Here is a 21,058-nt window from a genome sequence, read left to right on the forward strand (position 1 = left end):
TACGTGGCGATCGTAACACTGGCTACTGGCGATCTACTTCTCATACTTGCCGGATCGTAAACATAAAGGTATCCATCTACAAAATATAAGCCTGTTGACTATCGAACGCTTGAGGTTATGCCTTGCGGTGGATACTGTGTATTAGAGAATTATCCAGTTAACAGGAAGATTTGAAATCATTTATTCCTCATGAGAAGGATAAATCCAGCACCAAAAATTAATGTGGCAATAATTGCCTGAATAACGGGTTTTGTTAATCCCTGTCCTTTATCAAGATAAATGCTGATTGCTAATGTGATAATAAAAACAACCAGACTTGCCAGACTAATTCGTAGAAGTGTCACTCCACCAACATGTCGCACCATATCCAGCCGTTCCTCCAATTGTACCCATAAGCCCTCCGGCCACCCAACCCGGAACCGTTCCGATGACTGGCAACGTAGCATTACCAACTATCGTACCGCCAATTGCACCAGCAACTCCAACACTCACCGCAGCCTGTCCGAGGCCATTAAAGGTACATTCGGCACCGGCAATAGATTTTATTTCATCATGAACCAATTCTCTCATAAATATTCCCTGGGTTATTATTTTCTTTTCCTGTTTACAACCACTTTATAACACTTATTCAACATTCTACCGAAATCGCGACGCAGGATAATACGAACCAGAACCATCAGAACCATAGTTCAACGATGTCTGAGGTATTGCTGAATTCCTGATAATATCGCTTTACAGTGCGTAATATCCTAAAAAATCCTATGAGAGTAATAAATAGTAGAGACACGAAAATAAAGTATAAACACGAACCTTTTTCATGTTTTTGTCTCAGTCCGGAAATAGAAACGAACAAATCACTTATATTCTTCAAAAGAGAATGGTTATCGTTTATTTTTTTGAGTGAGGTTGCCATACCAGCTACACGTAGTCAAGGGGTATTTTTATATAGATACAAGGCTTATGTAAGCACACCCGTTTTAGTCCCACGTACTTTTTGAGATATAGGGAGCATAAGTATTCATTTTGCTTATTGTTTTTATAATTTGATTTACTCTATACATATTTATAATTCCATTAATAAAGTCAATTATTTTTATATAATCAGGCAGCAATAGCTTTTAGCCTGTGAGCTTGCACATAGTCACTCCACCATTGCATGAGAACTACCCGTTTGACCTGCCCCCAGTATTAGATACAACCATCAGTTAGTCATGTCGGTTTGTTGACCCTGACCCCGAATATGCTCCAGTCATAATCAGGAATAACCGGCCTCATGTTGGTTGCATATTCTGGCAACCTGCAGATTTCTCGGCGAATTCAGATGGGGTCATCCAGCCCAGTGCAGAATGGGGACGACTCTGGTTATAGTGTATGCGCCAGGCCTCGATTTTGCACCGGGCATCCTCCAGGGACATGAACCAGTTCTCGTTCAGACATTCCTGCCTTAACCTGCCGTTGAAGGACTCCACGGTCGCATTGTCCGTCGGTGTTCCCGGGCGTGAGAAGTCAATGCGGATACCCCTTTCATACACCCACCTGTCCAGCATTTTCCCTGCAAATTCAGAACCATTATCGGTTTTCAGCAACTGAGGTAAGGGCCGTCTGAGCGCGATGCTGTTCAGCATTTCTGCCACTTCTGTTGAACGTAAATTCTGGCCCACGCAAATTCCCAGGCATTCACGTTTGAACAAATCGATTACCGTCAGCAGACGCAATCGCCTTCCGTCAAACCGCGCATCAGAGACAAAGTCCATGCCCCAGACGTGATTCGGATACAGCCCCTGAGGCTGCGGTTGTCGGCGCTGTGCGGATTTATTGCGGTGTGGCCGTTTGAGGCGCAGCGACAGCCCCTGTTCGCTGTAAAGCCGGTAAATCCTTTTGTGGTTATCACGCCAGCCTTCCCGACTGAGCATCACATGTACCCGGCGGTAACCGTAATGCACCCGGGTTTCGGTGATCTCTCGGATGCGCAGCCGCAGTGCGCTGTCGTTGGGGGCCACAGAACGATAGCGAAACGAGCTGCGGCTGACCCGCAGCGCAAAACAGACCTGTCTCTCACTGGCACCGTAGCGGACCTGCAAATCCCTGACCCACTCGCGCAGGCGTGCCAGCGTCAGCTCTTTTTTGCCAGCACGTCCTGCAGCATGGCCTTGTCGAGGCTCAGATCGGCAACCAGCTTCTTCAGTCGCCAGTTTTCCTCTTCCAACTGGCGCATATGTTTGAGTTCAGACGGGGAAATTCCGCCGTATTTCTTACGCCATGTGTAAAACGTGGCGTCGGAGATACCCAGCTTGCGGCAGACGTCACCCCAGCTCGGCCTGCTTCAGGGCAAAGACAATCTGCTCTTCGGTGAATCGTGACTTTTTCATCGGCACAACCTCCGTTCAGGGAGTCATTATCATGCCGGAATTCTGTTTCTGAATGGAGCAGGATTTTGGGGCAGGGTCACCGACAGAAAAGTCCCCTTACCAGTGACATCAGCGATTCAGGCATTTATAAAAGGTGAGGGCGTTGATAGGGAGCGTGCTGAACAAGCGCTTGAACGACGATCAGGTATGCCGATAGCGATCAGCGCGACTGACAGCAGGCTTTAACCTGTTGTCCCGTTACCGATGATGACATGATTTTTATGTTGCACCATTCCTGAAAGCAACATTTTATTGATGGAGTCAGGTCTATCATTCGTTTCCTGTTATCCATGTGAGGAGTCAACGGGAAACAAAAGACATGCAAAATCCATTACTGGCATCTTATTCGTTGCCGCCGTTCGCCACGCTGGCGATAACGGATATTGAACCAGCCCTGACGCATATTCTGACGGCGTGTCGGGAGGGCATCGAAATGATCTTGGCATCGGGACAATGCGGTGACTGGACATCGTTGTGCGAACCGGTTATTCGGCTGAATGAGCGTCTTGAAAAGCTCTGGTCGCCGGTCAGTCATCTGCATAGCGTCTGTAATACACCGGAATTACGCGAAGTTTATCAGCGTTGTCAGCCGCTCATTGTGGATTATTTATCCTGGAAAGGACAACACCCGGCGTTGTATCAGGCATATCGCCAGTTAAGTGTCAGCGCGCAATATTCCGCATTAACGCCGCAGCAGAAAAAACATGTTGATAATACTCTGCGTGAATTTCAGATGGCGGGAGCCGGGCTGAATAACACGCAACAAAGACAATTGCGTGACAATAATCTCCGGTTGTCTGAACTGAGCACGCTTTTTTCCAATAATGAACTGGATGCGACAGAGAATGGCGCATTCTTGATCGACCGTTATGACGAGTTGGCCGGGATCCCTGGGTTAATTATCGACAGAGCCCGGCAAAAAGCTGAGGAAAAATCGCTGGATGGATGGTTACTGACTCTTGATGCGCCATGCTATCTGGCGGTGATGAAACAGGGTGAACACCGCCCGTTGCGGGAAAAAATGTACCGCGCCTGGAACAGCCGGGCCTCGGACGTCGGCGTGAATGGCGGCAAATGGGATAATACTGATGTTATCCAGCAGATCCTCGCGTTACGCCATGAGCAGGCTTGTTTACTGGGATATTCAGATTATGCCGCGCTTTCGCTATCTTTTAAAATGGCGAAAACACCACAGCAGGTGCTGACTTTTTTGCAGACACTCGCAGACCAGGTATTAGAACAGGGGCAACGGGAGCTTCAGGAGTTACAGATATTTGCCCAGGAGTCGCCGGAGATAGAGCATTTACAACCGTGGGATATTGCCTGGCTGAGTGAAAAGAAAAAACAGCAGCAATATGGTATCGATGATGAAGTGTTACGTGACTGGTTCCCGATATCCCAGGTTCTTGAGGGGATGTTCGACCTGGTGAAGAGACTATATGGCTTGAGCGTCAAGGCGTGTCATGATGTTGAAGTCTGGCATGAAGATGTTCGTTTTTTTGCGTTGTTTAATGAACAGGGTGAGAAAATCGGCGCATTCTATCTCGATCTTTATGCCCGGGAAAATAAACGCGGAGGCGCATGGATGGATGTTTGTCTTAATCGGCAGCGTTTATCCGATGATCAATTACAAACACCGGTTGCCTATCTGGTCTGTAATTTTTCGGCTCCGCCAGCCGGGCAAACGGCATTATTAACTCATCAGGAAGCCAAAACATTGTTCCATGAGTTTGGCCACGGTTTGCATCATTTATTAACGGTTGTTGATATTCCCGATGTCGCCGGGATCAATGGCGTTCCCTGGGATGCGGTTGAATTACCCAGTCAGTTAATGGAAAACTGGTGTTATGAAGCGGAATCACTGGCATTTATTTCCGGGCATAAAGAGAGCGGAGAACCGTTACCCGCGGCGTATATTTCAGGGTTACAACAGCTCAAAAAACACGATGCCGGGTTATTCCTGTTACGCCAGATAGAAATGGCAATGCTGGATATACGGGCGCATCATGAATATGACGGGAAGGCGCCACTGGATATCTACCATTTACTGCGAACTATTCGCCAGCAAGTAACTGTGGTGCCGACGGTCGAGTGGGATCGCTATCTGAATACGTTTAGCCATATTTTTGCTGGCGGGTATGCGGCGGGCTATTATAGTTATTTATGGGCGGAAGTGCTGGCGGCTGACGTCTGGTTACGTTTTAAAGAGGATGGGATTTTTAATCGTCAAACTGGGCAAGCATTTGTGGATAATATCCTGTCTTGCGGCGGCGCCGATGATCCGCAAATAATGTTTCGCCGTTTTCGTGGTCGGGATCCGCTGCCTGGCGCATTATTAATGCAATATGGCATAGAAGTTATGCCTGCGACGGATAAATCAGTACCGGCGGGTTAATCCAGAGGCGGCATCCTGAACACCGGTTCAGGATGTCGCCGGAAGGGATTAGCATATTAATCCTGACTATTTAAATAATTTTTACAATGTAATAACGCTTTGACAGAATATTTTTCAACCAGGCTGCGAGAAACATTCATGCGGCTGGCGATTTCTGCATGGGTTAAACCTTCAATGCGGCTTAAATATAAAACTTCTCGGCATTTTGGTGGCATGTCTTCCAGTGCTTTATCAATAGATAACAATTGCTGTTTATAAAAAAGGTTTTCCTCAGGAGAGGGATTATAACCATCGAAAAGTTCGACAGCACCGCTGAGTAACTGCGCGCGTCTTTTTTCGGTGCGCAGATAGTCAATAGATGAATTCATCGCGATACGGATGAGATAGTTTCTTGCGTCATCATAAGTCGGGAAAGTATTGGCAAGTTGCAAAATACGGAAATACATATCCTGAGTCAGATCCTGAGCGGCCTGCTGAGAACCCGTGCGATATGTAACAATTCTTTTTAATGTTGGTTGTAAATCGACAAAAACATCGACAATTTCATTGCTTGCTAACACGTTTATCACTCCACATTACTATTAGCCCCCGGAACGGCAGGTTGATTTTTGACCATAAAATATTTTCAGAGTTATTTCCGGTGAAGGAAACCCTTTGAATTTACAAAGGATAAATTTTTGTCATTCTATGCTACAAAGATTTTGAGAGGTTCGCTTTCTATCAGTATCGGCATGTTGTTACATTTTTATACACTGGCTATTGTAAAACAGACAATGACAATATTGGACAGGCTTTGTTTATCAGCATCAACAGGTCGTGATGGACACCAATCGCGTAATCATGGAGCTTACCTCTCATTTATATACCGAAAAATAGTTTTTTTTGATAATAGGGTTCTCTTATTTCTAGTCGATCTGTAAGAGAAAAGCGATGATTTTTTCTTCCATCGTCCCCGGACAGGTAAATTGCGGGTAAATATTCTGTATTAGTGGTAATCATGAGATAAAAAACCAATTAGCTTTGCTGTTTATGATTTTTATCATGTTGGTGCTATTTTATGCGGTAAAGAATTTAAAGCTTATTATTTTGTTTGGTCAGATAATATTTCTGGATGTCATTATTTTCTGTATTTATTGCAAGAGATGATTATAGTAATATTTATCAATTTGGCGCGGTCTGTTGACGTGGAATGAACGCAATGTTATGGCGATAAAAAAGTCTACATCGGTATCCCGGCAGGAGAGGGATGAACAGGCGCTTTTTTGGGTGGTGCGGCTGACTTCGGGTGATGCCTCTGACGCCGATCTGGCGCATTTCGCCCGCTGGCGCCACGAACCAGATAATGAGATCGCATTATCCGAGGCGAGACGTCTGTGGATATCTTTGGGTAATTCGCTGGAGCAGTGGCATGATCTGCCCGTTGATACTCAGGCGGCGGCGAATACGGAGGAACTCTCGGTGCCGCAGCGTAAAAAGTTTCTCCGTTGGGCGGGTGGGGTGTTGGTGTTAGTGCTTGTTATACTGGCAGTCAGTTATGTGTGGCAGACACTGCGTTATTAGCCCCCGTTGCTGCCGGGGGCTGTCGATAACGAGGTTGGAATCAACTGATTTCCGTTTCGGTTGGGTCGAGTTTAAGTGACGCCGCAGGCAATATTTCCCATTTCCCGTCCCCCAGCAGGCGTAATGCCTGGTCATGAAAATGGAGCAAACTGTCCCGGTGCCCGATGCTGATATAACTGATGTTGCGCTCTGCCAGTAAGGTGTAAAGCTGCTCCTCGGTGGCGACATCCAGCGCGCTGGTTGCTTCGTCTAAAAAGACATAACGCGGCTGGCGCAGGATCACCCTGGCAAAGGCGATACGTTGTTGTTCACCGAGCGATAATACTCGCGCCCAGTCTTTTTCGGTATCGAGATCGCCATGTTTATCCAGTAAATCACCTAATGCAACTTGCTGTAATACCGTGATCAGGTGCGCATCTTCAAGCGGGCTGTCAATGTCCGGATAACACAACTGGTTGCGCAGGCTACTGTTAAAGGTATAAGGGCGCTGAGGTAAAAACAGACAGCCTTGCTCATCGGCGGGGAGTTCGATTTCACCACTGCCGCGGGTCCACAATCCGGCCATAGCTCTTAATAACGAACTTTTACCAATCCCGGTTCGGCCAACAACCACCCAGCGACTACCGGCGGGTAAACTGAGGCTTAAATCTTTGACCAGCGCCTGTTCGCCACCCGGTGTTTGCAGATGAATATGGTTAAGTACAATGCTCTCGCCATTGCGGATGATAATCTGCTGTTTCGGATCGGGTTTGTTATTCGCCATCTCGACAAATTTTTCGTGGATCTCCGCCAGGCGGATCACGTTAGGCACTGCCTGGCTCAATTGTGGAATGTAGTTCATCACAATGGACAGGCTACTTAACAGCATCGCGGCAGAGGCGGTTGCCTGGGCGATGGTGCCGTAATCAATAGAACCATGAAAATAGAGCGGGACCAGGATAATTAAGGGGAGATAAGTCCAGATCTGGTTCACCCCTTCGTTGGCAATCTGGATATAAATCGAATACACCAGCACGCGTAAATTCTTTGTCACCGCATTTTTCAGGCGGATCAGAAGATGTTGTTGTTCGCTGGTTTCCCCCTGGTAAAAGGCGATATTTTCTGCATTCAGGCGAACGTGCGTTAATCCATAACGTAAATCGGCTTCGGAGACGGTGACATCAAAGTTTTGTTTGATGGTCGGGCGATAAATCAGCCATGTAAAAAGGGTCTGTAAAATGGCAAAAATGACGACAGAGATTAACATAGTAGGGGATATTGCTGACAGGATCCCCGCTTGTATGCCCATATCCATCAACGAGCCGATAAGCATTTGTGGCATGGTTGACATGGTGGTGCAAAAAGGCTCGACTTCCTGCTGAATTCGCTGATCAGGGTTATCTATTTTATCGTCCTGCACGATTTCATAGTAAGTGCGGCTGGCCAGATAATTATCCATTAAATAGGTCGTTAACCACAGCCACCAGTGCTGGTTCAGCAATGCGCTTAGCAGTTGCTGGCCGAGGGTCGCGGCAAAGCGAATTAACCCCATCGCCGTGATCCATATTAATAATGACCAGTAAACATGGGTCTTATGTTCGACCAGCGCATTCGTCAAATCGGCGGTTAAATAAGAAAAATAGCCCCCGGAGGCACTAAATCCGGCCATCATCAGGACCAGAACACCCAGGCTGAGCCAGGATTTCCAGGCGTCTTTGCGGGTCCAGTAAGGTACCGCCATTTTCCAGACCCGTTTGAAAAATACGCCATCAATACGGTATTTTCTCGGATCATTGAGCAGTTCAGACAACATTACAGCCATGGACGCGCTCCTGTATTGCTTGTGGCAGACATCATAATTATCCCACTTTCTCCAGTAGATCCTGCTCGCTGGCGACAGGCACAGGCAGTTGGCTCAGATGCCAGTTCCCCTGCGGCAACAATTCCAGTTTTTGTTTATGGAACGCCAGAATGCTTTTGCGATGACCAACACTGATGAAGGTTATCTTGCTACGCGCTAAACACTGGTAGACATGGTATTCCGTGGCCAAATCGAGCGCGCTGGTGGCTTCATCAAGGAAGACAAAACGTGGCTGGCGTAAAAGTACGCGGGCAAAGGCAATTAACTGCTGTTCACCTAATGAAAGAACTTTTCGCCAGTCTTTTATCGCGTCGAGACCACCTTGTTTATCCAAAAAGTCCGGGCGTCCCAGAGTGATAAATACCTGGCGCAACGTTGCGTCATCCAGCGCGATGTCCTGATTAGGATAGAGCAGTTGTGAGCGTAAATCGGTCATCACCATATAAGGTCGCTGGGGAATAAACATCGTCTGATCGAGAGACGGCATAGCCAGCTCGCCTTCACCGCGTTGCCATAACCCTGCCAGCACGCGTAACAATGAGCTTTTCCCGACACCCGTTCGCCCGACAATGACTAAATGTTCCCCCGGCGTGACGTTCAGCGATAACTGATGAACCAGATGTTGTTCGCCGCCTGGGGTATAGACGTCGACTGATTTCAGACACACATTATCGTTAAGGACTTTGTTGATGGTATGGCGTTGAGGCTGGTGTTGATCGGACAACGCCTCGAATTTTTCCTGAATTTCAGCCAGTCGCACTACGGTCGGCATTGACTGAGTCAGGGCCGGGAGGTAGTTAGACAGGATCGATAACCCAGCCACGATCATCCCGGCGGCGGCGGCGGCCTGATCAATCGTACCGAACTGAACATGCCCTTCAAAATAGAGCGGAACGACGAATAATAGCGGCAGTAGTTTTAATATTACACCGCTGATCTGATCGGTAAGTGAGAGCACCAGACCGTAGAGAATAATACGCATTTTAGTCTTGGCCAGCGTGGTCAGATCTTTTAGCAGACGCTGGCGTTCGCTGCGCTCCCCGCGATAAAAGGCGATAGTTTCCGCGTTATCACGCAGGTGCATCAGCGAAGTACGCCAGCGGGCGTTGGCGATCGTTTGATCCCAGTTCTGGCGCACGGTTGGGCTATAAACCCACAACGTGACAAGCGTATTCACCACGGCATAGGCGAGGATGGACCAGAATAACGGGATCGAGATTTCACGGATAATACTGGCCTGCACGCCAATAGAGACAACCGAGCTGACCACATATTGTGGAAATCCGATCACGGTCTGGCAAAAAGGGGAGACCTCTTCCTGAATACGTTCATCCGGGTTATCGATGGTGTCATCTTTTTGTATTTCATAATAAGTACGATTACGCAAATAACTGTCGATCAAATGCTGACTTAACCACTGTCGCCAGTCGAGCAACAATTTGCCACCGATATAAATGGTGTACCACATGGTTGCGCTTTGCAGCAGGCCGATAAACGACATCCAGATAGTCAAACGCCAGTAAAAACTGCTCTTATTGACCAGCGCATTGGTGGTTTCAGCGACCAAATGGGAAAAATATCCGCCCGCGATACTGAATCCACCGGCAGATAACAGCAAAATACCCAGAATTAACCAGGGTTTCCAGGCTGAACGGCGGAACCAGTAAGGTTTAATTAAGCGCCATAAGCGCTGAAAAAAACGCTTATTCAGACGGTAATTGTCTTTGTCATGAGGAGATAATGAGTCCCTGTAAGACGAAGATGAAGCCATGTTTTGTTCCAGATTGCACAAGTTATATGAGGAACGACTGACAGCAGTCAATTCTGCAATGATTCCGCCATGATTGTGGTAAAAGTCCGTAAGACGCCTGTTTTGACACTGACGGGTTAGTGGGCAACATCCTGACAATAGCCGGGATAGGTTGCCACAAGGCCGGAATCACGCAAACCCGACAAAAGTGTCCAGGGATGAATCAGGACACTTTTTATGCGGGACCGGGCGATGTCAGGTTATATCTGTGGTTGATAAACCGGCGCGCTGTCGATAATTGTCATCAATGACTGGCGCAACGTCGGCAACAGGCTGCGCATCAGTGGAACATATTGTTCAAAAAAATGCGTTTCTTTACGGCTGAACGCTTCATGTTGCTGGTTCCATTGCTGCGATTTTTGCTCAATATACTGCTCAATTTCCATTTCGGTGATATCTCCCGGCATTTGCTGGTTAATCCAGTGCCAGCGCTGTTCCGGCAGCAGTAATTCGGGGTCGCTGAATCCGGCGTCGCGTTGCAGAAGCTGCATTTGCAACATGCTGACGTGAATACAAATACTTAGCCATGCATCGCTATGCGCCGCTTCAGGTGGATAACTGAGCTCGAGCAGCAACTTACAGAGTATATGACTGATAGGGAACTGGCCTTCTGTGCACTCCTGCTGGGTCTGGAGTTCGTTGAGCAACTGGTTCCAGTGATTTAGCGCAGTGGATTCACCGCGCAGATATTGCGCAGTCAGCTCAAGCCAGCGTTGACGCAGGGATTCCACGGCCGGTGTTAAACGAGTTGGCCAGTGGGATTGCTGCAACCATTGTTCAATAAAACGCAGTGGTACAAGATCGAGTATTTTCCCTGCGGTTAACGCGTCCATCAGCACCCGGACATCTTCGCTACTGAAAATATCCAGTTGATCAAGACAATGTGCTAAGCCCGACGGGATCCCGGTGGCACGCTCAAAGGTCTCTAATGAGTCAGTATTGACCATATTTGCGGCCAACGTCCGTTGATGTTGCCCAACTTGCCCACCCAGATAATGAATAATACTTTGTTGCTCGGCAGCCTGTTCAAGACGCTGGCGATAAAGTTGGTAGAGGGCGTCATCATTATAAAATGCACCCCAGTTTGCTTCCTGGAGCTGAATCTCTTCCCCATCGTTTGTGACATTAACGCCTTGATCGCGTAACCATTGATTCAGCTCGGTCAGTGAAGATACGCCGACCTGACGAGCATGCTCGCTTCCCTGATTAAACAGGATCAGCGTCGGGATGCTGCGCACGCGAAAAGAGGTCATCAGCTCAGGCCAGTCGTCGACATTCAGTTTGGTCACACGTAATTTACCGACCGTATTTTCCGCCAGTTTGTCCAGCATTGGGGCCATTGCCTGACAGGGGCCGCACCAGGGAGCCCACAGGTCAATAAGTAGCGGCAAACTTTCATTAGCCAGTAGGGAATCAACGGACTCTGGGGTTAATTCCTGAATATGTTCTGATGACATAACAACTCCTGATATCGATATTGGGCACCTGGTTTTTTGTTTGTAAACGTCTGATTCATTGAAAATCCACAATTCATAAACCGGCACAATATCGTTAATGAAATATTATTGTAATTTTTGTGGTGTTTTTGCCGTTGATTGACTGCGTTTTTGTTATTAAGTGGTGGTTAATTCTCATCTCTTAAGGAGTGTAAGTGATAGGTGTTTTTTTTAAATTACGGTTGAGGCGGCGAGGCTGGAGAGGCGTTTATTGAATATCAGCTAAACAAACAGTTTCAACAGGACGCAGATGAAGATGTATCACGTGATCGCAACGAAGAAACACCCGATGATGTTTACCAGAACGACGCTGGCTAACCTGAACAAGGGAATAAGTCTGGGTCTTTTGTTATTTTGTCTGAGCGGAACGTCTGCCGCTTATGCAGAGACCCCAGCAGTAACAACGTCAACGCCTGCCAACAGTGTGTCGACGACCGCATCCGCTACGCCGTCAACCACGGCAGAGTCGGCATCCACAGCGACAACGACAACATCACCGGCATTGTCCTCAACGCCTGCAAATGCCAGTGTCGCCGCGGCGGCAACCGCGCCAGGCGCGGTTGATAGCAAAAGCGAACCCGCGCCAGTGGCGATGGGTAGTGCACCTGCAGAAGCGGCTCCAGCGCCGGTTGCGACAGCTAACACGGCAGCCGTGGCTAATCCATTAACGGGGTTCTCGCCGCTGAGCATGTATCAGCATGCCGATGGCGTCGTCAAAGCGGTAATGTTGCTGCTGGTGGGCGCGTCTTTAATGAGCTGGAGTGTCTGGCTGGTTAAGATGTGGGAAGTTTTTACCAGCCGTCGCCAGCTCGTTAAGAGCATTCGCGAACTGCAAAAGCAGCGAACGTTGAAGGAATGCCCGACGTTGTCTGCGCAGTGTTGCGTAATCATGGAGCAGATCGCGCAGGAGGAACTGACGAAAGTTGCCGGTAAAACCGTACATCATCATACCGCAGAAACGGTGAAAGAGCGTGTTCATGCTCTCTGTTTACGTGTCGAAGCTGCCGAAGCTCGCCGTTTAACGCGTGGCGCCAGTCTGTTAGCGACAACCAGCGCAGTGGCACCTTTTGTCGGCTTATTTGGCACAGTATGGGGGATCATGCACAGCTTTATTTCTATTGCTCAACAACAATCCACCAGTCTAAGCGTTGTCGCGCCAGGGATTGCCGAGGCGTTATTTGCGACGGCGTTGGGGCTAGTGGTAGCGATCCCGGCGGTAATTCTTTACAACATTATTGGTCGCCAGATTACCGGTAATCGTTTGTTAATTGCTGATGCAATGACCGCAACACTGTGTCTGGTCAGCCAGGATCTGGAGTCGATGGAAGACGGTTATCAATTTATTTCAACGGCGGCGTAATATGGCTTTTTCATCACACTCTTCGGGCTCTGACGATGACCTGAACGCAATGCATGATATTAATGTCACACCTTTTATCGATGTGATGCTGGTATTGCTGATTATTTTTATGGTTGCCGCACCGTTATCGACCTCGTCAATTCCGATTGACCTGCCGTCGACCACGGCTAAGTCCACCACGCCGCCGCCGAAACCACTCACCGTGAGTGTTAAACAGGATGATTCGCTGTTTATTAATGATACCAATGTGGCACCGGCACAATTAGGCGGGCAACTTGACCAGATAACGAAAGGGGATAAGTCGACGCGTATTTTCCTGCGTGCGGATAAAGATGTCGCGTATGAAAAACTGATATCAGTGATGGATTTGTTGCGTGATGATGGCTACACCCAGGTGGCGTTAGTAGGGCTGGAAGCCACCGGAGGCGCTAACAAGTCATGATGGTGAGTCGCTATAACGAACCTTTCTCTGAATGGAGATTGCAGGTTACGCGCTGGCTGGTTTGCCCTTTATTGGTTCTGGCTGGACATATTGCGCTGGTCGCTATTTTCTTATGGCAGAGCGATAGCAAAATAAATGCGGCGTCGGCGTTACCGAAAGCCGCGCCGATTGTGGTGCAGATGGTTGATACTGTGCAAACGGTTCAGAACAACACCATAAAAAGCGTGGCGCAACAGCAGGATAATACGCCAGAGCCGAAAGAGACGCCGCAACCGGAATTAAACGCGGTAGTTAAAGAGGTCAAAGAGGCGAAGGTCGCGGTGGCGGTAACGGAAAAGCCGCGTCCAGAGAAAAAAGAGGAAAAGCCAAAAGAGCATAAACCGAAACCCAAAAAACAGGTAAAGAAACAGCCAGAGAAACATCATGACCAGCAAACGTCGCCGCAAAGCGAGGTGAATAACAGCGATGCCAAAGTGACGAAACAAAACGCTGCACCTCAGGTCGGCGCATCAAGTCAGATGGCAATGGCAAAAATGAACTGGCAGTCGTTAATTGTGGCTGAATTACAGAAGAAAAAGCGTTATCCGGCATATGCGATGCATCAGCATTTACAGGATACGGTCATGGTGCATTTTGTTATCGACCGCGAAGGTAATGTGCTCGATGCGGATATTGTCGCCAGTCAGGGAATCGATTCGTTGGATCATGAAGCTCTGGCATTAATGAAGCGCGTTTCACCACTGCCACCGCCACCGGCATCCGCTTTTTCGCCTGGTAGTGATCGTCTTGATTTGGCTGTGCCAATTGAGTTCGTTATAAAATAATCCCGATAGCAGGGAAACCCATTAATCAGGTAAGGCTTTTGTCCTTACCTGATTTTTTTATTTGTATTGCCATATTATTTCGGGAAACGATTTTCCCCGATAAATCAAATGATAATAATTATGCCATCATGGCGAAATATTCAGAGCATATATCTGCATTTTTCTTTTAATCTAACGTATTACTCTGTATGCTTGCTTTTTTATGGTTCTTTTATCTGCTTTGTATTATTGGGTGCTCTTTTTTTATTATTGGATATTGTCTTTAATTGATTGATTTTTATTACTTTTATTCTTCCTTCTCTGAGGCGAGATGCTTGTGGGCGTCAATTTTACAAATATGTGGTGATGATGGCATTGAGGAAATAATGAATATCAGGCGTTTCTCTAACGTATCTTCACAGACAGGGGAACCGAAGTGGCACACAAAAAAATAAAAAAGATGCGTGGTGATAGACCTCATTTGCGGGCTTTATTACCCGGCGTGATGTTCGCCGGAATGATGCTCCCCGCTTATGGTGCGCAACCGACGGGTGAAGCTATTCACCAACAGGCTCAGTATGACTATGCGATCCCTGCCGGATCATTGAGCGATGCATTGACACAGTTCAGCACACAGAGCCACGGCATTCAGTTGATGTCTCCGTTGTCGATGCTCCAGGGACATAAAACGGCGGGTCTTCATGGACATTATGCGCCTCAGGACGCGCTGGCCGCGTTGCTGGCTGGCAGTGGTATGGCGGGCAAGTTCTATAATGCGACCAGCTTTGTTGTTTACCCGCAACCGGCGGCAAACACCAAAACCAGCGCCAGCAATGTGCTCGGTGCGGTCACGGTTGAAGGCAGCACCAGTCAGGTATCTGGCGGCGTAAACGGCAGTACGGATGTTACTGCAACGGAAAACTCAGGCAGTTACACCAGCAATCTGATGACGATTGGCTCGAAATCGCCGCAATCGATTAAAGATACGCCGCAATCGGTGAGTGTCCTGACGAATAAACAGTTGACCGACCAGCATATTGATGATTTTTCAGATGCCATGCAACATATGGCCGGGGTGACGACTGTCCAGGGATCAGATAGCGGACAGACGACGTTTTATTCGCGTGCGATGCCAATCACCCAGATCCAGATTGACGGCGGCGCGCCGATGAATATCAGCGATTCAGCTCAGCTCAAACCGAATTTTGATATGTCCATGTATGATCACGTGGAAGTCTTACGTGGTGTCGATGGGCTGTTTAATGGTAATGGGCAATCCTCTGGCGTGGTCAATCTGGTGCGTAAACGCCCGCTGGATCATCAACAGGTTTCGCTGACTTCATCGGTAGGCTCATGGAATGATTACCGTAACGTTCTGGATGCGTCTTCACCATTGGGTTTCGATGGCGCACTCCGTGGCCGCCTGGTTCTGACCTGGCAAAAGAAAGACTATTTTTACAAAGGGGCCAATGACGATAAAAAAATTATCTATGGCAACCTGGAAGGAGATATCACGCCAGATACCCAATGGCGTATCGGTGGCAGCTACACGGATGATGATGCTCTGCCGTGGCGAAATGGTCTGCCGCGTTATGCCGATGGCCGTGATTTAGACTTGCCGCGTAGCTTCAGTATGGTGACACCCTGGAGTTATGATCGGACAAAAACAATGGAGCTTTTTACCCAGCTAGATCATCAGTTTAATGATGACTGGTCGCTTCATTTAAACCTGAATCATATGGATCAAAAATACGCTTCGCTGGGCAGCTCCTTCACTGGCGCAATCGATGATCAGGGCAATGGCTTAACATTACTCGCCAATAAAACGGATTATCGCGCGAAGGAAGATGGACTGGATGGTTCATTAAATGGCGGCATAACATTGTGGGGAGAAAAACAGAGTCTGGTTATTGGTGGTAACTATAGCCGAACCAATTCTATCGGTTATTCCCCGACATCGTTCTATGAATATGATAATCCAGATGGCAGCGTCAAAAATGTCAACATATTCGGATTCAATCCGAACGATTGGCCTGCACCGGTCTTTACTGGTGATAGCACTAAAGATGATTATCAGGAAAGGCAAACCGGGTTGTATGCCAAGATAACGATTACACCGTGGAAGCCGTTACATCTGATGACCGGCTACCGGTATAATAATTATCGCAATAACTATCTGCTCGCGGATATACAGCAGACGCCTTATGCGGAAAGAGAAGCTAATATCCCATACTATGCGGTGAGTTTTGATCTGACTCCGCATTGGACGACGTATGTTAGCTATACCAATATTTTCCAGTCTCAGGCAGGGTTACATACTTCTGAAGGCGCGCCGTTAAAACCGATAACTGGGACGAATAAAGAAACGGGTTTAAAATACAGCGATGGTAAATTGAATGTGTCACTTTCTCTTTATCATTTGCAGCAAAAAAACAACTCGACACTGACCGATATATCATCCTGGCTGACCGGAGACCAGTCGTGCTGTTATGCCAACATTAAAGCCACACAGGTTAGTAAAGGGGTCGACTTTGAAATTAGCGGCGCCTTGACTGACTACTGGCAGGTTGCGGCAAGTTATAACTATAACCGCAATTACTATGTTGGCGATGATGGTCCGGGGAATTCTGGCCAGTCAATTAATACTCAGTCGCCAGAACATCAGTTTAAAATCTGGAACAGCTATCAGCTTCACGGCAGTGACTTTTTACAACGCTGGCGTATTGGTGGTGGCGTGATTGGGCAGAGTGAATACTACCAGTCTGCGGATGGTCAGTGCGATATTACGGGCACGGTATGTTATCCAGGCGTCACTATTAAACAAGGGTTCTACAGTGTTGTTTCAGCATTTACGTCTTACCAGATAAATAAAAACTGGTCGGCGCAATTTAATATTAATAACCTGTTTGATCGTCGCTACTACCAGACAATCAGTAGTACGTTAAACGGTAACTGGTATGGTGAGCCGCGTAGTTTCAGGCTGACCCTGTCGGGAGTTTTTTAAGTGATAAACTTTGACTGATAGTGAGCTTAATCTGTGAATACTATAACGACCCCAGAGCGTGAGGCGTGTCATGACATTGACATTATTGATCTCCAGTCCTCGACTTTTGTCCTGGATAATGGATTGACTGTCATTGTCTATGAAAATCATGAAGCACCATTGGTTTCTTTAAACCTCGTTTACAAGGTTGGCTCAAAAGATGAAGTGCCCGGAAAAACAGGATTTGCCCATTTATTTGAGCATTTAATGTTTGAGGGGAGCGAAAATGCGCCTGGACCATTTATTAATTATATGTTCCAGGCCGGAGCCTCGAATTTAAATGCGACAACAGGACAGGATCGGACAACCTATTTTGAAACGGTTCCTGTCGGTTCCCTGGATTATGCCTTATTTCTGGAATCCGATCGGATGGGGCATTTTTATTCAAGAATCAACCAGGTCGCGTTAGATCAACAGCGGCGGGTGGTATTGAATGAGAAGCTGGAAACCGAAAGTGGTGTGTATGGCAAATTGTTCGGCTACCGGATAAAAGGCTGCTATCCCCCGGAGCATCCTTATTCGCATACGGTGATCGGCGAAGTGGAAGATCTGCAACAGGCGACGCTGGAAGATGTTCGCCACTGGTTCCGCACCTATTATACGCCGACAAATGCGGTCCTGACCCTGGCTGGCGATATTGATGTCGCCACCGCCAGGGAAAAGGTGACTCAATGGTTTGGTGCTATTCCTGGCGGTACCCCGTTGGTGAAACAAGCGGCATGGGTGCCTGATATCCCCTGGGGACGGCGTGATGTTTTCCAGGCTCCGGTACAAAATGGCAGTCTGCATCTTTACTGGAATATCCCGCCTTACGGGCATACCGACAGCACTTTACTTTCGATGGTAGCGACGTTACTGGCATCGGGCATGACATCGCCGCTGGTTAAACGTCTGGTGTATGAAGAGAAAGTGGCCAGTTCAGTGTCCACCTCGCTGGAGTATGCCGAGCTGGTGAGCCAGTTTGTGGTTAGCGTGTCGTTGGTCGGGGATGCCTCTTTCCGGGATATTGAACGGATTGTGGATGAAGAGCTACAGCGCTTTTTATTAACGCCGCCGGATGAAGCATTACTGCAACGTACTAAAAATCAACAACTGGTTGGATTCTCCTCGGCCTGTAAAACGTTATCGCCGGTGGCGGATATTCTGACCACCAGCCAGGTGACGTTGGGACGCGCCGATGGATATCGCGCGGTGCTGGCGGATATTAAAGCCGCGACCGGGGCGCAATTGCAGGATGTGGTGCGTCGCTGGTTACTGCGCAATCGCTATACTCTTGACATGGTGCCATTCCCGGCGACCAGCGTGAGCGAAACCACGGCTTCACGGGCGGAGTTTCCGGATATTCTGCCGCCTAAACCGGTCGTTTTACCAGAGCTGGAACATGCCAGGTTAAAAAATGGTATGAAGGTGACGCTGGCGCGACGGGCTTCCCATCCTTCGGTGACACTGGAGATGGTCATGTCGAGTGGGTTTGACGGTGAGGCAGGAGTGGCTGCGTTAACCTGCGCGTTGATCAACCAATCTGGCGTTGGCGAGACGGATGCCTTTGCGTTTAGCTCCGCCTTACATGATGCTCATGCGTTGATCGATGTTATGCACCTGGAACAGATGACCAGAGCGTCGCTAAGTTGTCCGGCTAATACGCTGGGCTCCGCGGTGGCACTATTGGGCGACCGGTTACGGCGTACCACGATTCTGGAGGAAGACTTCACCCGCCAGCGCACTGTCCGTCTCGATGACATTTTGGATCAACAAAATAGCGCGGAGGCGATGATCCACCGGATTTTACCGGCGCTGATGTATCCGCAAGGGCATCCTTACTGCGTACCGGGAGGAAATAGCCTGACGTATAACGCACTGGAGAATATGTCTTTTTCACAGATTCTCTCTTGCCAGCGCCAGTTATTTGTGCCTGAAAGCGGGCAGATTATGGTGGTCGGTGATACGACGCTTACCGAGATTGTCGTGCTGCTTGACGAGGCATTAGGGGAGTGGCACGAAGAAGGAGTGCGGGCAGAGAAAACCGCGTTGTCTGTGATAGCCCCTCGCGGACGTCCACAGGTTTTCCTGATCGACAATAAAGGCACCGGTCAGTCGTTGATCGCCGCAGCCAGTTTGATTCCTGGTGTTGAATGGGATCAGGAAGCGCTCTTTTTCCTGGCCAACGAAATTTTCGCCGATGGATTTTCTTCGCGCATCAATCAGAACTTACGCGAAGAGAAAAACTGGTCTTATGGGGTGAATGGCATGCTCATTAATGAGCGTGGCTCCCGTGTTCATTGTGTGATGACTGCGGTACAAACGGATCGAACCGTTGATGCGATCCGTGAAATACACCAGGAATATGTTGCGCTGAATGGGGAAAAACCGATCACCGAGGCGGAACTGGAACAGATCCGCAATCAGATCCTGTTGCGTTTTATTGCTTCTGCTGAAGGGCCAAACGGTCTGTTAGGGCTACTGGCACATATCCAGAATCTCGGTCTGACGGAGGAATACTGGCAGCATTATCAGGAACAACTGGCTGGTGCGGATCTCCAGCAGGTGAACAGGATGGCGCAGCAATGTTTCCGTCCTGACGGGTTAACCTGGGTGATTGCCGGTGATTTAGCACTGATTGCTGAGGATATTAAGACGATGATGCCTGATGCGGTTGTCGTGAAGGGCAATGGCGACAGCTTATTTTGTGCTGAGCCAGTGAATTCGCCTGATATCTAAGGTTCTGGTTAATACTGAGCAGGGACGCTCAGATACTGCGCCCGTCGTCTGACGGCAAAAGAAGGCATGGCCAGCGAGTTACTTCATATTTTCCCGGCAATACAACATGGCACGCGTGAGATATATTTCGATATCATTCATCGATACGCTGAGTCTGGCGGCGATCTCGGCATGTGTCAGACCTTCCACTCTGCTGAGATGTAATGGGATGCGATACTGTTCCGGCAGTTTTTCCAGTATGCTCGTCATCCGGTTTCGTTCTGCTTTATCGGCTTCACTCTCACTCTCGTTATCGGATGCATAATCATAGTTATCAAACATATGTAATGTCCCGATAAGTAACCGTTCACGGCATTTTTCTATGCGTAAATAATCTGTCGAAGTATGTAATGCCAGACGAATAAGCGCATTGCGTATTTCCGTATCGCTTTTAATATCGTTTGCTGATTTTAAAAATTGATTGTAAAGATGCTGACTGAGCGTTTGCGCAACACGGTGAGAGCCTGTGCGGTAGGCCATAATGCGCAGGAGCAGGGGATGCAATTCAGCATAAATGTCACTTATATGCTTAGTGGGGTGGGAATGATTGCGACTGACTTCCATAACGATGTCCCGTAAGCAGAAACGCTGATAACTGATGCTAACCGGGGTAGAATATAAAAACTATTTTTAAAAGTATAATAGTTTTTCATCAGTTCAGATATGCAGAAAATGGCATAAACCCGTGTATCGTTGTTTTGAGGCTGGGTGGCTGCAGGTAAAAAAAGAGAGATTGACGTTGTGGTGGTTATGCCTGCAGTAGGCTTTGTTGAATAAATCAGATTTGAGGCGAGTCTTCCTGTAACAGCTCACTGTTCAGGCAATGCGCACGCTTTCTGGCATACCCGCCTTCGTCATTTTGTTCAGTGCACGCACCAGCGCCAAAGCCTCTGCAACCTGACCGTCGTAGTCCCGTAGCGCCAGCGAACCGCCTAACAACTGCTTTACCCTGTACATTGCCGTTTCGGCTATTGAGCGACGATTATAATCTGTCGTCCATTTCCACCGGGCATTGCTCCCGCTCAGCCGTTGATTTGCCACTGCACGGTTTCGGTCCGCATATTCACCCGGCCAGTAACCCGCGCCTTTCCGGGGAGGGATAAGTGCACTGATTTTCATCCGACGCAGTTCGTCGTGGCATAAC

Annotated in this window: 14 protein-coding genes and 2 pseudogenes; 8 read left to right on the plus strand and 8 right to left on the minus strand. The window is 48.2% G+C overall.

Going from position 1 to position 21,058, the window contains the following annotated elements:
* Positions 1-176: 176 nt before the first annotated feature.
* Both FE839_RS24740 and FE839_RS23545 read right to left on the minus strand, forming a co-directional pair.
* The gene (locus FE839_RS24740) at positions 177-365 is read right to left on the minus strand and encodes a hypothetical protein (RefSeq protein WP_171034952.1); all 189 of its coding nucleotides are present in this window, start codon (positions 363-365) and stop codon (positions 177-179) included.
* A 906-nt stretch (positions 366-1,271) separates the two neighbouring features.
* Positions 1,272-2,369, minus strand: a pseudogene (locus FE839_RS23545) (IS3 family transposase).
* A gap of 78 nt (positions 2,370-2,447) precedes the next feature.
* Here FE839_RS23545 and FE839_RS23550 point away from each other — a divergent pair.
* Both FE839_RS23550 and FE839_RS23555 read left to right on the plus strand, forming a co-directional pair.
* Positions 2,448-2,594: pseudogene (locus tag FE839_RS23550) on the plus strand (L,D-transpeptidase); the annotation flags it as partial.
* Between the two features lie 133 nt (positions 2,595-2,727).
* Positions 2,728-4,803 carry a M3 family metallopeptidase gene (locus FE839_RS23555; RefSeq protein ID WP_138363151.1) on the plus strand — a complete coding sequence of 692 codons (2,076 nt, stop codon included), beginning with the start codon at positions 2,728-2,730 and terminating at the stop codon, positions 4,801-4,803.
* Positions 4,804-4,859: 56 nt separating this feature from the next.
* On the opposite strand, the gene FE839_RS23560 is transcribed toward FE839_RS23555, so the two are convergent.
* Positions 4,860-5,363 (minus strand): RNA polymerase sigma factor, encoded by a 504-nt coding sequence (locus tag FE839_RS23560; RefSeq protein WP_138363152.1) that lies wholly within the window; start codon positions 5,361-5,363, stop codon positions 4,860-4,862.
* 643 nt (positions 5,364-6,006) lie between these two features.
* Between FE839_RS23560 and FE839_RS23565 the strand changes: the two genes are divergently transcribed.
* Positions 6,007-6,363 (plus strand): FecR/PupR family sigma factor regulator, encoded by a 357-nt coding sequence (locus FE839_RS23565; RefSeq protein ID WP_138363153.1) that lies wholly within the window; start codon positions 6,007-6,009, stop codon positions 6,361-6,363.
* Positions 6,364-6,403: 40 nt separating this feature from the next.
* Here the strand turns inward: FE839_RS23565 and FE839_RS23570 are convergent, their stop codons facing one another.
* From FE839_RS23570 to trxA, 3 genes are all read right to left on the minus strand, one after another.
* On the minus strand, positions 6,404-8,164 hold the full coding sequence (locus FE839_RS23570) for an ABC transporter ATP-binding protein/permease (protein WP_138363154.1): 1,761 nt from the start codon (positions 8,162-8,164) through the stop codon (positions 6,404-6,406).
* 37 nt (positions 8,165-8,201) lie between these two features.
* Positions 8,202-9,974 (minus strand): ABC transporter ATP-binding protein/permease, encoded by a 1,773-nt coding sequence (locus FE839_RS23575; protein WP_138363155.1) that lies wholly within the window; start codon positions 9,972-9,974, stop codon positions 8,202-8,204.
* Positions 9,975-10,213: 239 nt separating this feature from the next.
* Positions 10,214-11,470, minus strand: a complete 1,257-nt coding sequence (gene trxA, locus FE839_RS23580; protein ID WP_138363156.1) for a thioredoxin — start codon at positions 11,468-11,470, stop codon at positions 10,214-10,216.
* A 289-nt stretch (positions 11,471-11,759) separates the two neighbouring features.
* On the opposite strand from trxA, the gene exbB reads away from it, so the two are divergent.
* The 5 genes from exbB to FE839_RS23605 all read left to right on the plus strand — a co-directional run bounded on the left by exbB (position 11,760) and on the right by FE839_RS23605 (position 19,875).
* Complete coding sequence (gene exbB / locus FE839_RS23585; protein ID WP_138363157.1) at positions 11,760-12,869, plus strand: tonB-system energizer ExbB; 1,110 nt, start codon at positions 11,760-11,762, stop codon at positions 12,867-12,869.
* Position 12,870: 1 nt separating this feature from the next.
* On the plus strand, positions 12,871-13,311 hold the full coding sequence (exbD, locus tag FE839_RS23590; RefSeq protein ID WP_138363158.1) for a TonB system transport protein ExbD: 441 nt from the start codon (positions 12,871-12,873) through the stop codon (positions 13,309-13,311).
* Complete coding sequence (locus FE839_RS23595; RefSeq protein WP_138363159.1) at positions 13,308-14,135, plus strand: energy transducer TonB; 828 nt, start codon at positions 13,308-13,310, stop codon at positions 14,133-14,135. The genes exbD and FE839_RS23595 overlap by 4 nt, the downstream gene beginning before the upstream one ends.
* 415 nt (positions 14,136-14,550) lie before the next feature.
* Positions 14,551-17,118: a TonB-dependent siderophore receptor gene (locus tag FE839_RS23600; protein ID WP_138363160.1), complete on the plus strand. Its 2,568-nt coding sequence runs from the start codon at positions 14,551-14,553 to the stop codon at positions 17,116-17,118.
* 33 nt (positions 17,119-17,151) lie between these two features.
* Entirely contained in the window at positions 17,152-19,875 is a 2,724-nt protein-coding gene (locus tag FE839_RS23605) for a M16 family metallopeptidase (RefSeq protein ID WP_138363161.1), read from the plus strand.
* A 78-nt stretch (positions 19,876-19,953) separates the two neighbouring features.
* Here FE839_RS23605 and FE839_RS23610 read toward each other — a convergent pair whose 3' ends face one another.
* Together FE839_RS23610 and FE839_RS23615 are read right to left on the minus strand one after the other, a co-directional pair.
* Complete coding sequence (locus tag FE839_RS23610; RefSeq protein ID WP_138363162.1) at positions 19,954-20,478, minus strand: RNA polymerase sigma factor; 525 nt, start codon at positions 20,476-20,478, stop codon at positions 19,954-19,956.
* A 252-nt stretch (positions 20,479-20,730) separates the two neighbouring features.
* Positions 20,731-21,058 (minus strand): transposase (locus tag FE839_RS23615; RefSeq protein WP_138363163.1); only part of this gene is annotated, 328 nt, incomplete at its 5' end.

The organism is Klebsiella indica, assembly GCF_005860775.1.
GTDB classification, from domain to species: Bacteria; Pseudomonadota; Gammaproteobacteria; order Enterobacterales; family Enterobacteriaceae; genus Klebsiella; species Klebsiella indica.